Annotated in this window: 10 protein-coding genes; 2 read left to right on the top strand and 8 right to left on the bottom strand. The window is 74.0% G+C overall.

The features are described from left to right. Positions 1 to 30: 30 nt before the first annotated feature. On the bottom strand, positions 31 to 1,146 hold the full coding sequence (locus Cch01nite_RS19395; RefSeq protein ID WP_203758140.1) for a histidinol-phosphate transaminase: 1,116 nt from the start codon (positions 1,144 to 1,146) through the stop codon (positions 31 to 33). A gap of 150 nt (positions 1,147 to 1,296) precedes the next feature. Here Cch01nite_RS19395 and adhP point away from each other — a divergent pair, with 150 nt between their 5' ends. Then, a complete protein-coding gene (gene adhP / locus Cch01nite_RS19400) occupies positions 1,297 to 2,328 on the top strand; it encodes an alcohol dehydrogenase AdhP (protein ID WP_203758141.1) in 1,032 nt (343 codons plus the stop codon). Positions 2,329 to 2,346: 18 nt separating this feature from the next. Here adhP and Cch01nite_RS19405 read toward each other — a convergent pair whose 3' ends face one another. The 4 genes from Cch01nite_RS19405 to hisD form a co-directional block, all read right to left on the bottom strand. Continuing rightward, positions 2,347 to 3,324 (bottom strand): NAD-dependent epimerase/dehydratase family protein, encoded by a 978-nt coding sequence (locus tag Cch01nite_RS19405; protein WP_275407239.1) that lies wholly within the window; start codon positions 3,322 to 3,324, stop codon positions 2,347 to 2,349. Then, positions 3,321 to 5,915, bottom strand: coding sequence for an alpha/beta fold hydrolase (locus Cch01nite_RS19410; RefSeq protein ID WP_239071100.1), 2,595 nt, complete (start codon positions 5,913 to 5,915; stop codon positions 3,321 to 3,323). The genes Cch01nite_RS19405 and Cch01nite_RS19410 overlap by 4 nt, the downstream gene beginning before the upstream one ends. Continuing rightward, a complete protein-coding gene (locus tag Cch01nite_RS19415; RefSeq protein WP_239071111.1) occupies positions 5,912 to 6,934 on the bottom strand; it encodes a 3-oxoacyl-ACP synthase III in 1,023 nt (340 codons plus the stop codon). The genes Cch01nite_RS19410 and Cch01nite_RS19415 overlap by 4 nt, the downstream gene beginning before the upstream one ends. A gap of 131 nt (positions 6,935 to 7,065) precedes the next feature. Continuing rightward, positions 7,066 to 8,388, bottom strand: coding sequence for a histidinol dehydrogenase (gene hisD, locus Cch01nite_RS19420; RefSeq protein WP_203758143.1), 1,323 nt, complete (start codon positions 8,386 to 8,388; stop codon positions 7,066 to 7,068). A gap of 87 nt (positions 8,389 to 8,475) precedes the next feature. Between hisD and Cch01nite_RS19425 the strand changes: the two genes are divergently transcribed. After that, a complete protein-coding gene (locus Cch01nite_RS19425) occupies positions 8,476 to 8,694 on the top strand; it encodes an RNA-binding S4 domain-containing protein (RefSeq protein WP_203758144.1) in 219 nt (72 codons plus the stop codon). Between the two features lie 46 nt (positions 8,695 to 8,740). Here Cch01nite_RS19425 and Cch01nite_RS19430 read toward each other — a convergent pair whose 3' ends face one another. From Cch01nite_RS19430 to dnaE, 3 genes are read right to left on the bottom strand one after another with little or no spacing between them, the layout of a single operon-like run. Beyond that, complete coding sequence (locus Cch01nite_RS19430; protein WP_203758145.1) at positions 8,741 to 9,238, bottom strand: SRPBCC family protein; 498 nt, start codon at positions 9,236 to 9,238, stop codon at positions 8,741 to 8,743. Further along, a complete protein-coding gene (locus Cch01nite_RS19435) occupies positions 9,235 to 9,603 on the bottom strand; it encodes an ArsR/SmtB family transcription factor (RefSeq protein WP_203758146.1) in 369 nt (122 codons plus the stop codon). The genes Cch01nite_RS19430 and Cch01nite_RS19435 overlap by 4 nt, the downstream gene beginning before the upstream one ends. A 49-nt stretch (positions 9,604 to 9,652) precedes the next feature. After that, positions 9,653 to 13,192, bottom strand: a complete 3,540-nt coding sequence (gene dnaE, locus Cch01nite_RS19440; RefSeq protein WP_203758147.1) for a DNA polymerase III subunit alpha — start codon at positions 13,190 to 13,192, stop codon at positions 9,653 to 9,655. Between the last annotated feature and the right edge of the window lie 8 nt (positions 13,193 to 13,200).

A 13,200-nucleotide genomic window follows, 5' to 3' on the forward strand; every position in this document is an offset into this window, starting at 1 on the left:
GCTCCGCTCCGCGTCGTCCCGGGTGGACGCTCAGAGCCCTGCCACGTCGACCAGGGCGTCCTTGAACGCCGCCGTCTCCTGGGGGGTGCCGACCGACACCCGCAACCATCCGTCCGGACCCGACTCCCGGATCAGCACGCCACGGTCGAGCAGACCCTGCCAGATCGCGTGCCGGTCGTCGAACACCCCGAACAGCACGAAGTTCGCGTCGGAGTCCGCGACCTGCAGGCCACGCTCGCGCAACCAGACGACGAGCGCGTCCCGCTCGTCGCGCAGCGAGCCGACCTGCGCCATCAGCGTGGGCGCGTGCCGCAGCGCCGCGCGCGCGACCGCCTGCGTCACGGCCGACAGGTGGTACGGCAGCCGGACCACCCGCAGCGCGTCGACGAGGGCCGGCGACGCCGCGAGGTAGCCGACGCGCGCACCCGCCAGGCCGAACGCCTTGGACATGGTGCGGCTCACGGCGAGGTGAGGGTGGTCCGCGAGCAGCTCGAGCGCCGACGGGGTGCCCCGCCGGCGGAACTCCCCGTACGCCTCGTCCACCACGACGACGCACCCGCCCGGGACCTGCGCGGCCGCCTCGAGGACGGCGAGGACGGTCGACGTCGGCAGCGCGGTCCCCGTCGGGTTGTTGGGGCTCGCGAGCAGCACGACCGACGGCGCGAGCTCCGCGATCGTGTCCCGGGCCACCTGCGGGTCGAGGCTGAAGTCCGCCTCCCGCCGGCCCGTCACCCAGCCGGTGTGCGTGTCCCGCGCGTACTCCGGGTACATCGAGTACGTCGGCGCGAACGAGACGGCCGTGCGCCCCGGTCCCCCGAACGCCTGCAGGACGTGCAGCATGATCTCGTTCGAGCCGTTCGCCGCCCACAGCTGCTCGGCGGCCAGCGGCACGCCCGACTCGACGGCCAGGTAGGCAGCGAGGTCCGCGCGCAGGTCGAGGAAGTCCCGGTCGGGATACCGGTTCAGGCCGCCCGCCGCCGCCGCGACGGACTCCGCGATGTCCGCCACCACCTCGGCCGAGGGCGCGTACGGGTTCTCGTTGACGTTGAGCGCGTACGGGACGTCGAGCTGCGGGGCGCCGTAGGGCTCGACGCCGGCGAGCTCGGGACGCAGCGGCAGCGTGGGGCGCGCGAGGTCGTGGGGCACGCACCGATTCTAAGGACGGCTCGGCGACGGGCGTCGGGGCGTCCGGGATCGGGACGATCGTCCCCTCCCGGGCGTGCCGGGGTCGGCCTACTGTCGAGAGCGGGACGGCCGCTCGACCGCCCCGCTGTGCGCACCGTCGAGGAGGACGAGATGAGCACCATGAAGGCGGCCGTCGTGCGGTCGTTCGACGCCGAGCTGGACGTCACCGACATCGAGATCCCGACACCCGGCCCGCTCGAGGCCCTCGTCGAGGTCCGCTACTCGGGCGTCTGCCACACGGACCTGCACGCGGCGCGCGGCGACTGGCCGGTGAAGCCGACCCCGCCGTTCGTGCCCGGCCACGAGGGTGCCGGCACGGTCGTCGCCGTCGGCGACCAGGTGACCCGCGTCAAGGTCGGCGACCGGGTGGGCAACGCGTGGCTGTGGTCGGCGTGCGGCGAGTGCGAGTACTGCGAGACCGGCTGGGAGACGCTGTGCCCGCAGCAGAAGAACGGCGGGTACGCGGTGGACGGCTCGTTCGGGCAGTTCATGCTGGTCGACTCCCGCTACTGCCCGGTCATCCCGGACGGGGTCGACCTCGCAGCGGCCGCGCCGATCCTGTGCGCGGGCGTCACCGTCTACAAGGGCCTCAAGGTCACGGACACCCAGCCCGGCGAGTGGGTGCTCGTCTCCGGCATCGGCGGCCTCGGGCACCTCGCCGTCCAGTACGCGGTCGCGATGGGCCGGCGGGTCGCCGCGATCGACGTCGACGAGTCGAAGCTGGCCCTCGCCCGCAAGCACGGCGCCGAGGTCGCGGTGAACGCCGCGACCGAGGCGGACCCGGCGGGCCGCCTGCAGGAGCTCACGGGCGGCGGCGTGCACGGCGCGCTCGTCACGGCGGTCAACGCGCACGCGTTCCCGCAGGCCGTCGGCGCGCTGCGGCGCGGCGGCACGGTGTCGCTCGTCGGCCTGCCGCCCGACCAGTTCCCGCTGGACATCTTCACGACGGTCCTGTTCGGGCTCACGGTGCGCGGGTCGATCGTCGGCACCCGCAAGGACATGGCCGAAGCCATCGACTTCTTCGCACGGGGAAAGGTCAGCCCGACCTACGCCGTGCGGCCGATGAGCGACATCAACGCGATCTTCGCCGAGATGGAGGCGGGGCACATCGACGGGCGCATCGTCATGGACATGACCGCCTGACCCGACCCGGGTCGTCGCTCACGACGCGGCGGCGAGCCGGGCGAAGCCCTCGTCCAGCGACACCCGCGGGGACCATCGCAGCGCCTCGCGGGTGCGCCGCTGGTCGAACCAGTGCGCCGTCGAGAGCTGTTCGGCGACGAACCGGGTGAGCGGCGGCTCGCCCGCGAGCGGGAACCGGGCCCACACGGCGTCGAGGCCGGCCCCGAGCGCCCTGGCGAGGCCGCCCGGCACGTGGACGCGTGGCGCCGGGGCCCCGGACGCCACGCAGATGGCGCGCAGCAGCTCCAGGACGGGGCGCGGCTCCCCGTTCGTCACCACGTACGCCTGACCGCACGCGGCGTCCGGTGCGGTCAGCGCCGCCACGAGCGCGTCGGCGGCGTTGTCCACGTAGGTCGTGTCGATCAGCGGTGCGCCCGACCCCAGGACCGGCAACCGCCCGGCCCGGGCACGGGCGACGACCCGCCCGATCAGCTGGGTGTCCCCCGGTCCCCAGACCAGGTGCGGCCGGACGACGACGACGCGCATCGCCGCGGTGTCCGTCTCGAGCGCCAGCAGCTCGCCGGCCGCCTTCGTCCGGGCGTACGGCCCCCGGGCGAGCGCCGGTTCGGCAGCAGTCGCCGGGGCGCCGACCAGCGACCCGCCGACGTGCGCGACGGACGGCGACGAGACGTGCACGAACCGGCCGGCACCGGCCGCGCGGGCGGCGGCGAGCAGGTGCCGCGTGCCCTCGACGTTGACCCGCCGGAACTCGTCCTCGGGGCCGGTGATGTCGACCCTCGCCGCGAGGTGGACGACCGCGTCGCAGCCGGCGACGGCACGGGCGGTCGCGACGGGGTCGGTCACGCTGCCGAGGACGTCGCGCGCGCCGTCGACCCGGGCCGGGCGACGCTGGAACGTGCGGACCTGCGCGCCGCCGGCGACGAGAGCGCGGGCGACGGCGCCGCCGAGCATCCCGCTCGCGCCGGTGACGAGCACCGTCGAGCCGTCGACGGTCACAGCCTGGCCCGTCGACCGGCGAGGACCGCGTCGGCCCAGACCGCCACCGCGGCCCGGTCGATCTTCGAGTTGTGCCGCACGTCCGTCGGGAGCCGGGATGCGACCAGGACGGCGGCGACCCGGCGGGGCGCGACCGCGGCCCGGACCGCGGCGGCGAGCTCGTCGTCGGCCACGACGCCGCGGACCCGAGCCTCGGGCTCGACCACGACCACGAGCTGCTGCGTGCCGCGCGGGCCGACGCCGACGGCCGCCGAGCGGGCGACCCCGCGGACCTCGTCGACCTGCCGCTCGACACCGACGGGAGTCACGACGCCCTCCGCGGTGACGACGACGTGCTCGAGCCGCCCGCCGACCCACAGCCTCCCGTGCGCGTCGAGGTGCCCGACGTCGCCGGTGCGGTGCCGGCCCGGGTCGCGCGACGACGCCTGCTCGGTGAGCCACAGCCGGTCGTAGCGGACCTTGCGGTGCGGGCCGGCGACGAGGACCTCCCCGACGACCCCCGGCTCCGTGGTGGGCGCACCCGTGGCGCGCCCGTCCGCGTCGAGAGGGCTGACCCGCACGTCCGCGCCGGCCACGGGATGCCCGACGCACACCCCGTCGCCGGGACCCGCGGCCCGGATCCCGGCGAGGTCGACGTCGGTGACCGGCAGCATCTCGGTCATGCCGTACGGCGTGTGCAGCTCGGCGTTCGGGAGCAGCGCCGCCGCCTGCGCGAGGAGCCTCTCGGGCACGGGGGCGCCCGCCGACAGGAACGTCGTGACCTCGCCCAGCGCCGCACGGCCGTCCACGGGCAGGTCGTCCTGCGTGGCGAGGACACCGGCGAGCGCGGCCGGCGACGCGAACACCACCCGGCCGTCGATCGCGCGCACGGCGTCCGCGAGCGCCCGGGCCGTCAGGGTGCGCGGTGCCGTGACGTCCATGTCCGGGCTCGCGGTCGTGGCGCCGAGCGCCGGACCGAGGAGCGCGAACGGCGCGAAGGCCGCCACGAACGGGCTGCCCGGCCCGACGCCGTACGCGCGGCCGACCGCGTCGCGCATGGCGCTCAGGCCCCGCTGCGAGTAGACCGCCCCCTTCGCCGGGCCCGTCGAGCCCGACGTGAACAGCACCGCGGCGTCGTCGTCGGGCCCAGGCACCGGCAGGTCGGCCGCCGCCACCCGCCCGAGGTCGGCGACCTCAGGAAGCGTCGCGACGACACCGAGGGCGCGACGCGCGCTCCGGTGCAGCGGGCCCGCCGCGACGAGCGTCGACGACCACCCGAGCACCCGCGCCGCGACCAGCGCCCGCTCCACCCCGACGACGGCGGCGGGCCGTGCCGAGCGGACCGCCCTGCTCAGACCGCGCACTCCCAGCCCCGCGTCGGCGACGACGACGACCGCGCCGAGCCGCACGCACGCGTACAGCACGGCCGTGAGGTCCCCGCCCGGCGGCACGAGCACCGCGACACGGTCACCGGGCCGCACCCCCAGCGTGGCCAGGCCGCGCGCGAGCTCGTCGACCCGGGTGGCGAGGAGCGACCACGGGATCGTCCGGGTCCCGGAGCCGCGGAGCTCGACGAGCGCAGGTCCGCCGTCGTCCTGCCGGTCCGCGAGCGCCGCACCGAGCGGGACCCAGGGCTCGCCGGTCGCTGCGGCTCGTCCCTCCGGGCGGTCGGCCGGGTCACCCGGCACCCGCACGTCCAGCCACCGCAGCACGCCCCCGCCGAGATCCTCGTCCTCCCCGACGAGGTGCCCGGCGCGCGGCGACCGGTGCACGTCCGCGTGCGGGAGCCGCGCGGCGAGGTCGTCGAGGAAACGGTCCGAGAACACCGGGTCGCGGGCGCCCCACAGCAGCAGCGCCGGCACGTCGAGCGTGGTCACGGCGGTGGCGACCCGGTCGAGCGCCGGCCGGCTCGGATGGTCCGCGGTCGCCGGGATGTCCGCGACGAAGTCGCCGATCGCCTGCCGGCGGCCGGACGTGCGGTACGGCGACCGGAACGCGGCCCGCACCTCCGGCGTGAGCGGAGGGTGGGCCAGCGCGAGCGTCGTGTCGAGGAACGCGGTCGTGGTCACGGTCGACGCCGTCCGGACGCCGGGCACCATCGCCGGTCGCAGCACCGCCGGCGCGCGGTCACCCGGGGGCAGGTGGACGGCCGTGTTGAGCAGCACGACCCCGGCCAGGACGTCGCGGTGCTCGACCGCCCAGCCGAGGCTCACGACGCCGCCCCAGTCGTGCCCGGCCGTGACGACAGGACCGGCCAGGCCGAGCTCCTTCGTCAGCGCGCCGAGCTCCGCGACGCGGTCCTCGAGGCGCCGGGCACGCCCGTCCCGCTCGGAGAACCCCATGCCGAGCTGGTCCACGGCCACGACACGCCACGGCCGGTCGGCCCGCCCGCCGGCGGCCACCAGCCGGCGCCACAGGTACGACCACGTCGGGTTGCCGTGCACGCACAGGATCGTCCCCACGGGCTCGCCCGGGAGGGCGTCATGGTTGTCGAGCACGTGCCACGTGCCCGACCCCGGCACGTCGACGAGGCGCGACCACGCCGGGTCGAGGCCCGGCAGCCCACCCGGCGGCAACGACGCCGGCAGGCGCAGGCCGACGGGCGACCTCACCAGACGATCTCCGTCATCGCGGTGTTCAGGCCCGAGCCGACTCCCATGCAGAGCACCCGGTCCCCCGACGACAGGCTCCCCTGCTGGGAGACGAGCGTCATCGGCAGCGACGCCGGCCCGACGTTGCCCCAGCGCGGGAACGTCGTCGGGACCTTCGCCGGGTCGAGGCCGAGCGCCCGCACCAGGGAGTGCGTGTGGACGGTCGACACCTGGTGCGTGACGAACCTGTCGACGTCCGCCCAGCCGCGCTGCGGTGCCGCCTCGTTCCAGGCGTCCACCACGAGCTCCAGGCCGCCGTCGAGGAGGCCCTTCGGGTCGGTGCTCATCCCGTCGACGCCGCCGACGCACAGGTCGTGGTGCTGGGTCGCCGCGCGGGAGACGCCCCCGACCAGGCGGTGGCCCCCGGGATGCGCCGAGGCCCGACCGAGGACCGCCGCCGCGGCACCGGCGCCGAGGGTGAGGGTCGCGAACTCGCGCAGGAAGTCCGCCCGGGTGCTCGCCGGGTCGGACAGCCGCCGGATCGTCGCCTCCTGCGTGGGCTGCGGGTCCTCGCCGTCGACCACGACGGCGTAGTCCACCTGCCCGGCGTCGATCAGCTGCGCGGCGAGGGTCATCCCGTTCACGAACCCGAGGCAGGCGTTCGTCAGGTCGAAGTTCTGGGCGCGCGACGGCAGGCCCAGGCCGTCGTGGATGCGCGACGCGACCGACGGCTCCAGGTGGGTGCGTGTCACCGACGTGTTCACGAGCAGGCCGACGGCGTCGGCGTCGATGCCCGCCTCCGCGAGCGCCTTCGCGCCGACGGCCACGGCGGCGTCGTCGAACGTGGTGCCGGAGTCCCACCACCGGCGCTCGTGCACACCCGCGACCCGGCCGAGCAGACCTCGCGGGAGGCGCAGCCGTCGCAGCGTGGGCCGCAGCTGCTCGTCGAACGTCGACGACGAGACCGGGACCGTCGCCTCGATCGCCGTCACCGCGAGCAGGGCCACGTCGTGGTGCTCGAACGTCGCGTTCCCGTTCACCTGGGCGCCCTCCGGAGTGCGGACAGTCCGGGCGCGCGCGTTCGTCGTCCCGTCATCGTCCATGTAACCAGGAGCGCGGCGGGACGGCCCGGTCAGGGGGTGTCCGCCACGTCACAGCCGAGCGGCTCCCGTCAGAGCCGTGCCTGGACCGCCTCGCCGTGCGCGGGCAGACCCTCGGCGTCCGCGAGCGCGACGATGCGGTCCGCGACCGCCCGCAGCGCGTCCGCGTCGTACTCGACGACCTGCACCGCCCGCAGGAACGAGTGCACGCCCAGCCCGCTCGCGAAGTGCGCGCACCCACCCGTCGGGAGGACGTGGTTCGAGCCCGCCATGTAGTCGCCGAGCGACACCGGCGAGAACGCCCCGACGAAGATCGCCCCCGCGCTCGTCACACGCTCGGCGACCGCGGCGGCGTCCACGGTCTGCACCTCGAGGTGCTCCGCGCCGTAGGCGTTGACGACCTCGAGCCCGGCCTCCAGGTCGTCGACCAGCACGATCGCCGACTGCGGCCCACCGAGCGCCGTCGTGACGCGCTCACGGTGCCGGGTCGCGCCCACCAGGTCGACCAGCTTGGACTCCACGGCGCCGGCGAGCTCCACGGACGGCGTGACGAGCACGGCCGCGGCGAGCGGGTCGTGCTCCGCCTGCGAGACGAGGTCGGCCGCGACGTGCACGGCGTCCGCGGTGCCGTCCGCGAGCACCGCGATCTCCGTCGGGCCCGCCTCCGCGTCGATCCCGACGACGCCGCGCACCAGCCGCTTCGCGGCGGCGACGTACACGTTGCCCGGGCCCGTCACCACGTCGACCGGCTCGCAGAGCGTCTCGCCGTCCACCTCGTCGGTGCCCGCCGCACCGAACGCGAGCATCGCGACGGCCTGCGCTCCCCCGACGGCGTACACCTCGTCGACCCCGAGCAGCGCGCACGTGGCGAGCACGACCGGGTCGGGCAGCCCGCCCTCGTCCTTCTGCGGCGGCGACGCGACGACCAGCGAACCGACACCCGCCGCCTGGGCCGCCACCACGTTCATGATCACCGACGACGGGTACACCGCGAGACCGCCCGGCACGTACAGCCCGACCCGGCGCACCGGGATCCAGCGCTGCCGGACCTGGGCGCCCGGGGCGACGTCCACGGTGAAGTCGGCAGGCACCTGCGCGGCGTGCACACGGCGCACCCGGCTGATGGTCTCCTCGAGCGCGGCCCGCACCCGGGGGTCGAGCGCGCCGACGGCCGCCTGCACCACGTCCGGTGGCACCCGCAGGTGCACGGGACGCACGCCGTCGAACCGTTCCGCGAGGTCCCGCAGCTCCGCCGCACCCCGCTCGCGGACGGCTGCGAGGATCGGCGCGACGACCTCCGCGGCGTGCTCCACGTCGACCTCCGCGCGCGGCAGCACCTCGAGAAGGTCACGACGGGACAGGGAGCGACCGCGCAGGTCGATGCGGGTGATCACCTTCGCGAGTCTAGGCGCGACGGCACGCGGCGGCCGGTGTGACCACGGTGCGGGCAGCGGCTCGTGAGGGTCGGGCAGACTGCTCCCATGACGCAGGTGCCCATCGCGGACGACTCCATCCGGCTCGGCCAGTTCCTCAAGCTCGCCGACCTCGCCGAGTCGGGCGCGCAGGCCCGCGAGCTCCTCGAGGACGGAGCCGTCACCGTGAACGGCGAGCCCGAGGCCCGCCGGGGGCGCCAGCTCGTCCGGGGGGACGTCGTCGAGGTGGACCTGCCCGGCGGGCGCGAGCGCGCCAGCGTCGGCTGACGCCGGTCCGTCGGGCCTGTCGTCACGCCTGCCGTCAGGCGTCCCGTCACGCCTCCCGGTACGCCGGCAGGGCGGCCTCGAAGGCCTCCTGCCACGAGCGGGCCGGGCGACCCGCGACGGCGTCGTCGAGCAGGTCGAGGCTGGCGTGCCAGCCGCCGCCGTACCCGCGCGCGGCGGAGAGCGTCAGACCGCTGTGCACCAGGACCAGGACCACGCCGTCCCCGTCCGGCCGGAGCGTCGCCCGCACGCACGTCTCGGCCTCGCCCGGGAACGCCCACGACACGGCGAACCCGTGCGGCGGGTCGCACGCGACCACCTCGCCCGTGGCGTTCTGGTCGGCGCCCGGCAGGTCGTCGCCCATGCGCAGCTCGAAGCGACCTCCGGTGCGCAGGTCGCCGTGCAGCGCGCCCAGCCACCGGCCGACCCGGTCGCGCTCGGTCAGCGCCGACCAGAGGTCGTCGACGGACGTCGGGTACCACCGCTCGAACCGGACCGTCGTCCCCTCGGCGTCCGTGGCCAGCGTCCCGTGCGGGTCGGTCGTCATCGTTGCCGTCCTGTCTCGCCGGTGGCGCCGCTGACGCCGAGGCGGCGCTCTCGCACGCCGCGGGACACCTCGGTGTCGAGCGCGTCGAGCCGAGAGGCCCAGAAGCGGCGGACGCCCCGCACCCACTCCTCGATGTCGTCGAGCGGCTCGGGGCGCACCGAGTACAGCCGGACCGCGCCACGCGGTTCGGAGTCGACGAGGCCGGACTCCCGCAGCACCCGCAGGTGCCGTGAGGTCGCCGGCTGGCTGATGCCGAACTCGGCGCCGACCGCGGCCGCGAGGTCGCCCGCGGACCGCCCGCCGTCGGCGAGCAGCTCCACGATCCGGCGTCGGACCGGGTCCCCCAGGGCGTCCAGCGCGTGCACGGGACCGACATTTCCACCTCGCGTTATATAACGCAAGGGTGATGGATGGTCAGGACGACAGGCAGCTCGGCCCCAGCAGCGCCTTCAGGTCACCGAACAACGACGGCGACCGGCCCACCCGCAGCCCGTCACCCAGGCGCATCACCGTCGCCCGGCCCGGGCTCGTCAGGCGCAGGTGCACCTCCGTGACCCCCGGGTGCGTCGAGAGCACCTCGCGCAGCCGCTCGACCACCGGCGGCGTGCAGCGCGCCACGGCCATCGACACCACCACGGGGGCGTCCGCCGCCTGGGACACGTCCGGCAGCGACACCTCCATCGCCTGCAGCTGCATCGTCTCGTCGCGACGCCGCACCCGGCCGCGGACCACGACGACGGCGTCCTCCGCGAGGACCGTCGAGTACGCGAGGTACGTCTCGCCGAAGAACATGATCTCGACCGAGCCCTCCATGTCCTCGATCGTGACCGCCGCCCACGGGTTGCCCTGCTTCGACATCTTGCGCTGCAACGACGTCACCAGGCCGGCGATCACGACGGTCGACCCGTCGGGCCGGGCCTCGTCGGCGAGCAGCGTCGCGATCGACACGTCCGCCGCCGCCGCGAGCACGTGCTCGATCCCCGACAGGGGGTGGTCCGACACGTAGAGGCCGAGCATCTCCCGCTCGAACGCCAGCCGCTGCTTCTTGTCCCAGTCCGGCAGGTCCGGGATCGTCACCGCGAAGCCCGGTCCGTCGTCGTCGCCGCCCATGAGGTCCGCGAACAGGTCGAACTGGCCCTCGGCCTCCTTGCGCTTCACGCCGATGACGGAGTCGACCGCCTGCTCGTGCACCAGCAGCAGCGCCCGGCGCGGGTGGCCGAGCGAGTCGAACGCCCCCGCCTTGATGAGCGACTCGATCGTCCGCTTGTTGCAGACGACGGCCGGCACCTTGTCGAGGAAGTCGGTGAAGGACGAGAACGCGCCCTTCTCCTCCCGCGTCCGCACGATCGCGTCGACGACGTTCGCGCCCACGTTGCGGACCGCGGTCAGCCCGAAGCGGATGTCCGAGCCGACGGCCGTGAAGTTCGCCGACGACGAGTTCACGTCCGGCGGCAGGACCGTGATGCCCATGTGCCGGCACTCGCCGAGGTACAGCGCCGACTTGTCCTTGTCGTCGCGCACGCTCGTGAGCAGCGCCGCCATGTACTCGGTCGGGTAGTTCGCCTTGAGGTAGGCCGTCCAGTACGAGATGACGCCGTACGCCGCGGAGTGCGCCTTGTTGAACGCGTAGTCGGAGAACGGCAGCAGGATGTCCCACAGCGTCTGCACGGCGGCCATCGAGAACCCGCGCTCGACCATGCCGCCCGAGAAGCCCTCGAACTGCTTGTCCAGCTCGGACTTCTTCTTCTTGCCCATCGCGCGCCGCAGGATGTCGGCCTGGCCGAGCGAGTACCCGGCGACGCGCTGGGCGATCGCCATGACCTGCTCCTGGTACACGATCAGGCCGTACGTGGTGCCGAGGATGTCCTCGAGCGGCTCCGCCAGCTCGGGGTGGATCGGCGTCACCTCCTGCACGCCCGTCTTGCGCAGCGCGTAGTTGGTGTGCGAGTTCGCACCCATCGGGCCCGGCCGGTACAGGGCGCCGACGGCCGAGATGTCCTCGAAGTTGTCAGGACGCATCAGCCGCAGCAGCGACCGCATGCCGCCGCCGTCGAGCTGGAACACACCGAGCGTGTCACCCCGGCCCAGCAGCTCGTACGTCTTGCGGTCGTCGAGCGTGAGCGCCTCGAGCTCGACCGGGTCCTTGCCGTTCATCACGATGTTCTCGAGCGCGTCGTCGAGGATCGTGAGGTTGCGCAGCCCGAGGAAGTCCATCTTGATCAGGCCGAGGCCCTCGGACGTCGGGTAGTCGAACTGCGTGATGACCGCGCCGTCCTGGGGGCGCCGCATGATCGGGATGATGTCGATCAGCGGGTCGCTCGACATGATGACGCCAGCCGCGTGCACGCCCCACTGCCGCTTCAGGCCCTCGATGCCCTTGGCGAGCTCGACGACGCGCTGCGCCTCCGGGTCGACCGCGTGGACCTGGCGGAACTCCTCGGCCTCGTTGTACCGCTTGTCCGCCGGGTCGAAGATGCCCGTCAGGCTGATGTCCTTGCCCATGATCGCGGGCGGCATCGCCTTGGTGAGCTTCTCCCCCATCGCGAACGGCATGCCGAGCAGCCGGGCGGAGTCCTTGAGGGCCTGCTTGGCCTTGATGGTGCCGTACGTGACGATCTGCGCGACGCGGTCCTCGCCGTACTTCTCCGTGACGTACCGGATGACCTCGCCGCGACGACGCTCGTCGAAGTCGACGTCGAAGTCGGGCATCGAGACGCGGTCCGGGTTGAGGAACCGCTCGAAGATCAGGCCGTGCTGCAGCGGGTCGAGGTCGGTGATCCGCATCGCGTACGCGGCCATCGAGCCGGCGCCGGAACCACGGCCCGGCCCGACGCGGATACCGTTGTCCTTGGCCCAGTTGATGAAGTCGGCGACCACGAGGAAGTACCCCGGGAAGCCCATCTGGGTGATGACCTCGGTCTCGTACTCCGCCTGCTTGCGGACCTCGTCCGGGATGCCGTCGGGGTAGCGCACGTGCAGCCCCTGCTCGACCTCCTTGACGAACCACGACGTCTCGTCCTCGCCGGGCGGGCACGGGTAGTTCGGCATGTAGTTCGCGGACGTGTTGAACGAGACCTCGCACTGCTCCGCGATGCGCAGCGTGTTGTCGCACGCCTCGGGCAGCTCGGCCCAGATCCGCCGCATCTCCGCCGCCGACTTCACGTAGTACCCGTCGCCGTCGAACTTGAACCGGTCCGGGTCCGACAGCGTGGAGCCGGAGTTGATCGCGAGCAGCGCCTCCTGGGACGCGCTGTCCTCCTGCTTGACGTAGTGCAGGTCGTTCGTCGCGACGAGCGGCGCCCCGATGGTCTCGGAGAGCCGCAGCAGGTCCTTGAGCACCCGGGTCTCGATCTCGATCCCGTGGTCCATCAGCTCGACGTAGAAGTACTCCTTGCCGAAGATGTCCTGCAGCTCGCCGGCCGCGCGGACCGCCTCGTCCCACTGGCCGAGCCGCAGCCGCGTCTGGATCTCGCCCGACGGGCAGCCGCTCGTCGCGATGAGCCCCTTGCCGTACCGCTGGAGCAGGTCCCGGTCCATCCGGGGCCACTTGCCCATCTGGCCCTCGAGCGACGCCAGCGAGCTCGCGCGGAACAGGTTGTGCAGGCCCTCGTTGTTGCGGGCCCACATCGTCATGTGGGTGTACGCGCCCCGCGCCGAGACGTCGTCCTGCTCCTGACCCTGGCCGCCGAACCGGACCCTCGTCTGGTCGAACCGGCTGGTCCCCGGCGTGACGTACGCCTCGATGCCGACGATCGGCTTGATCCCGGCGGCGGTGCCCTTCGCCCAGAAGTCGTACGCACCGAACAGGTAGCCGTGGTCCGTCGTCGCGATGGCCGTCTGGCCCTGGCGCTCGACCTCCGCGAACAGGTCCCCGAGCCGGGCCGCACCGTCCAGCATCGAGTACTCGGTGTGGACGTGGAGGTGGACGAAGTCGGAACCTCCAGCAGCTGCCATGCGGGCCA

Source organism: Cellulomonas chitinilytica, from assembly GCF_016862675.1.
Lineage (GTDB): Bacteria > Actinomycetota > Actinomycetes > Actinomycetales > Cellulomonadaceae > Cellulomonas > Cellulomonas chitinilytica.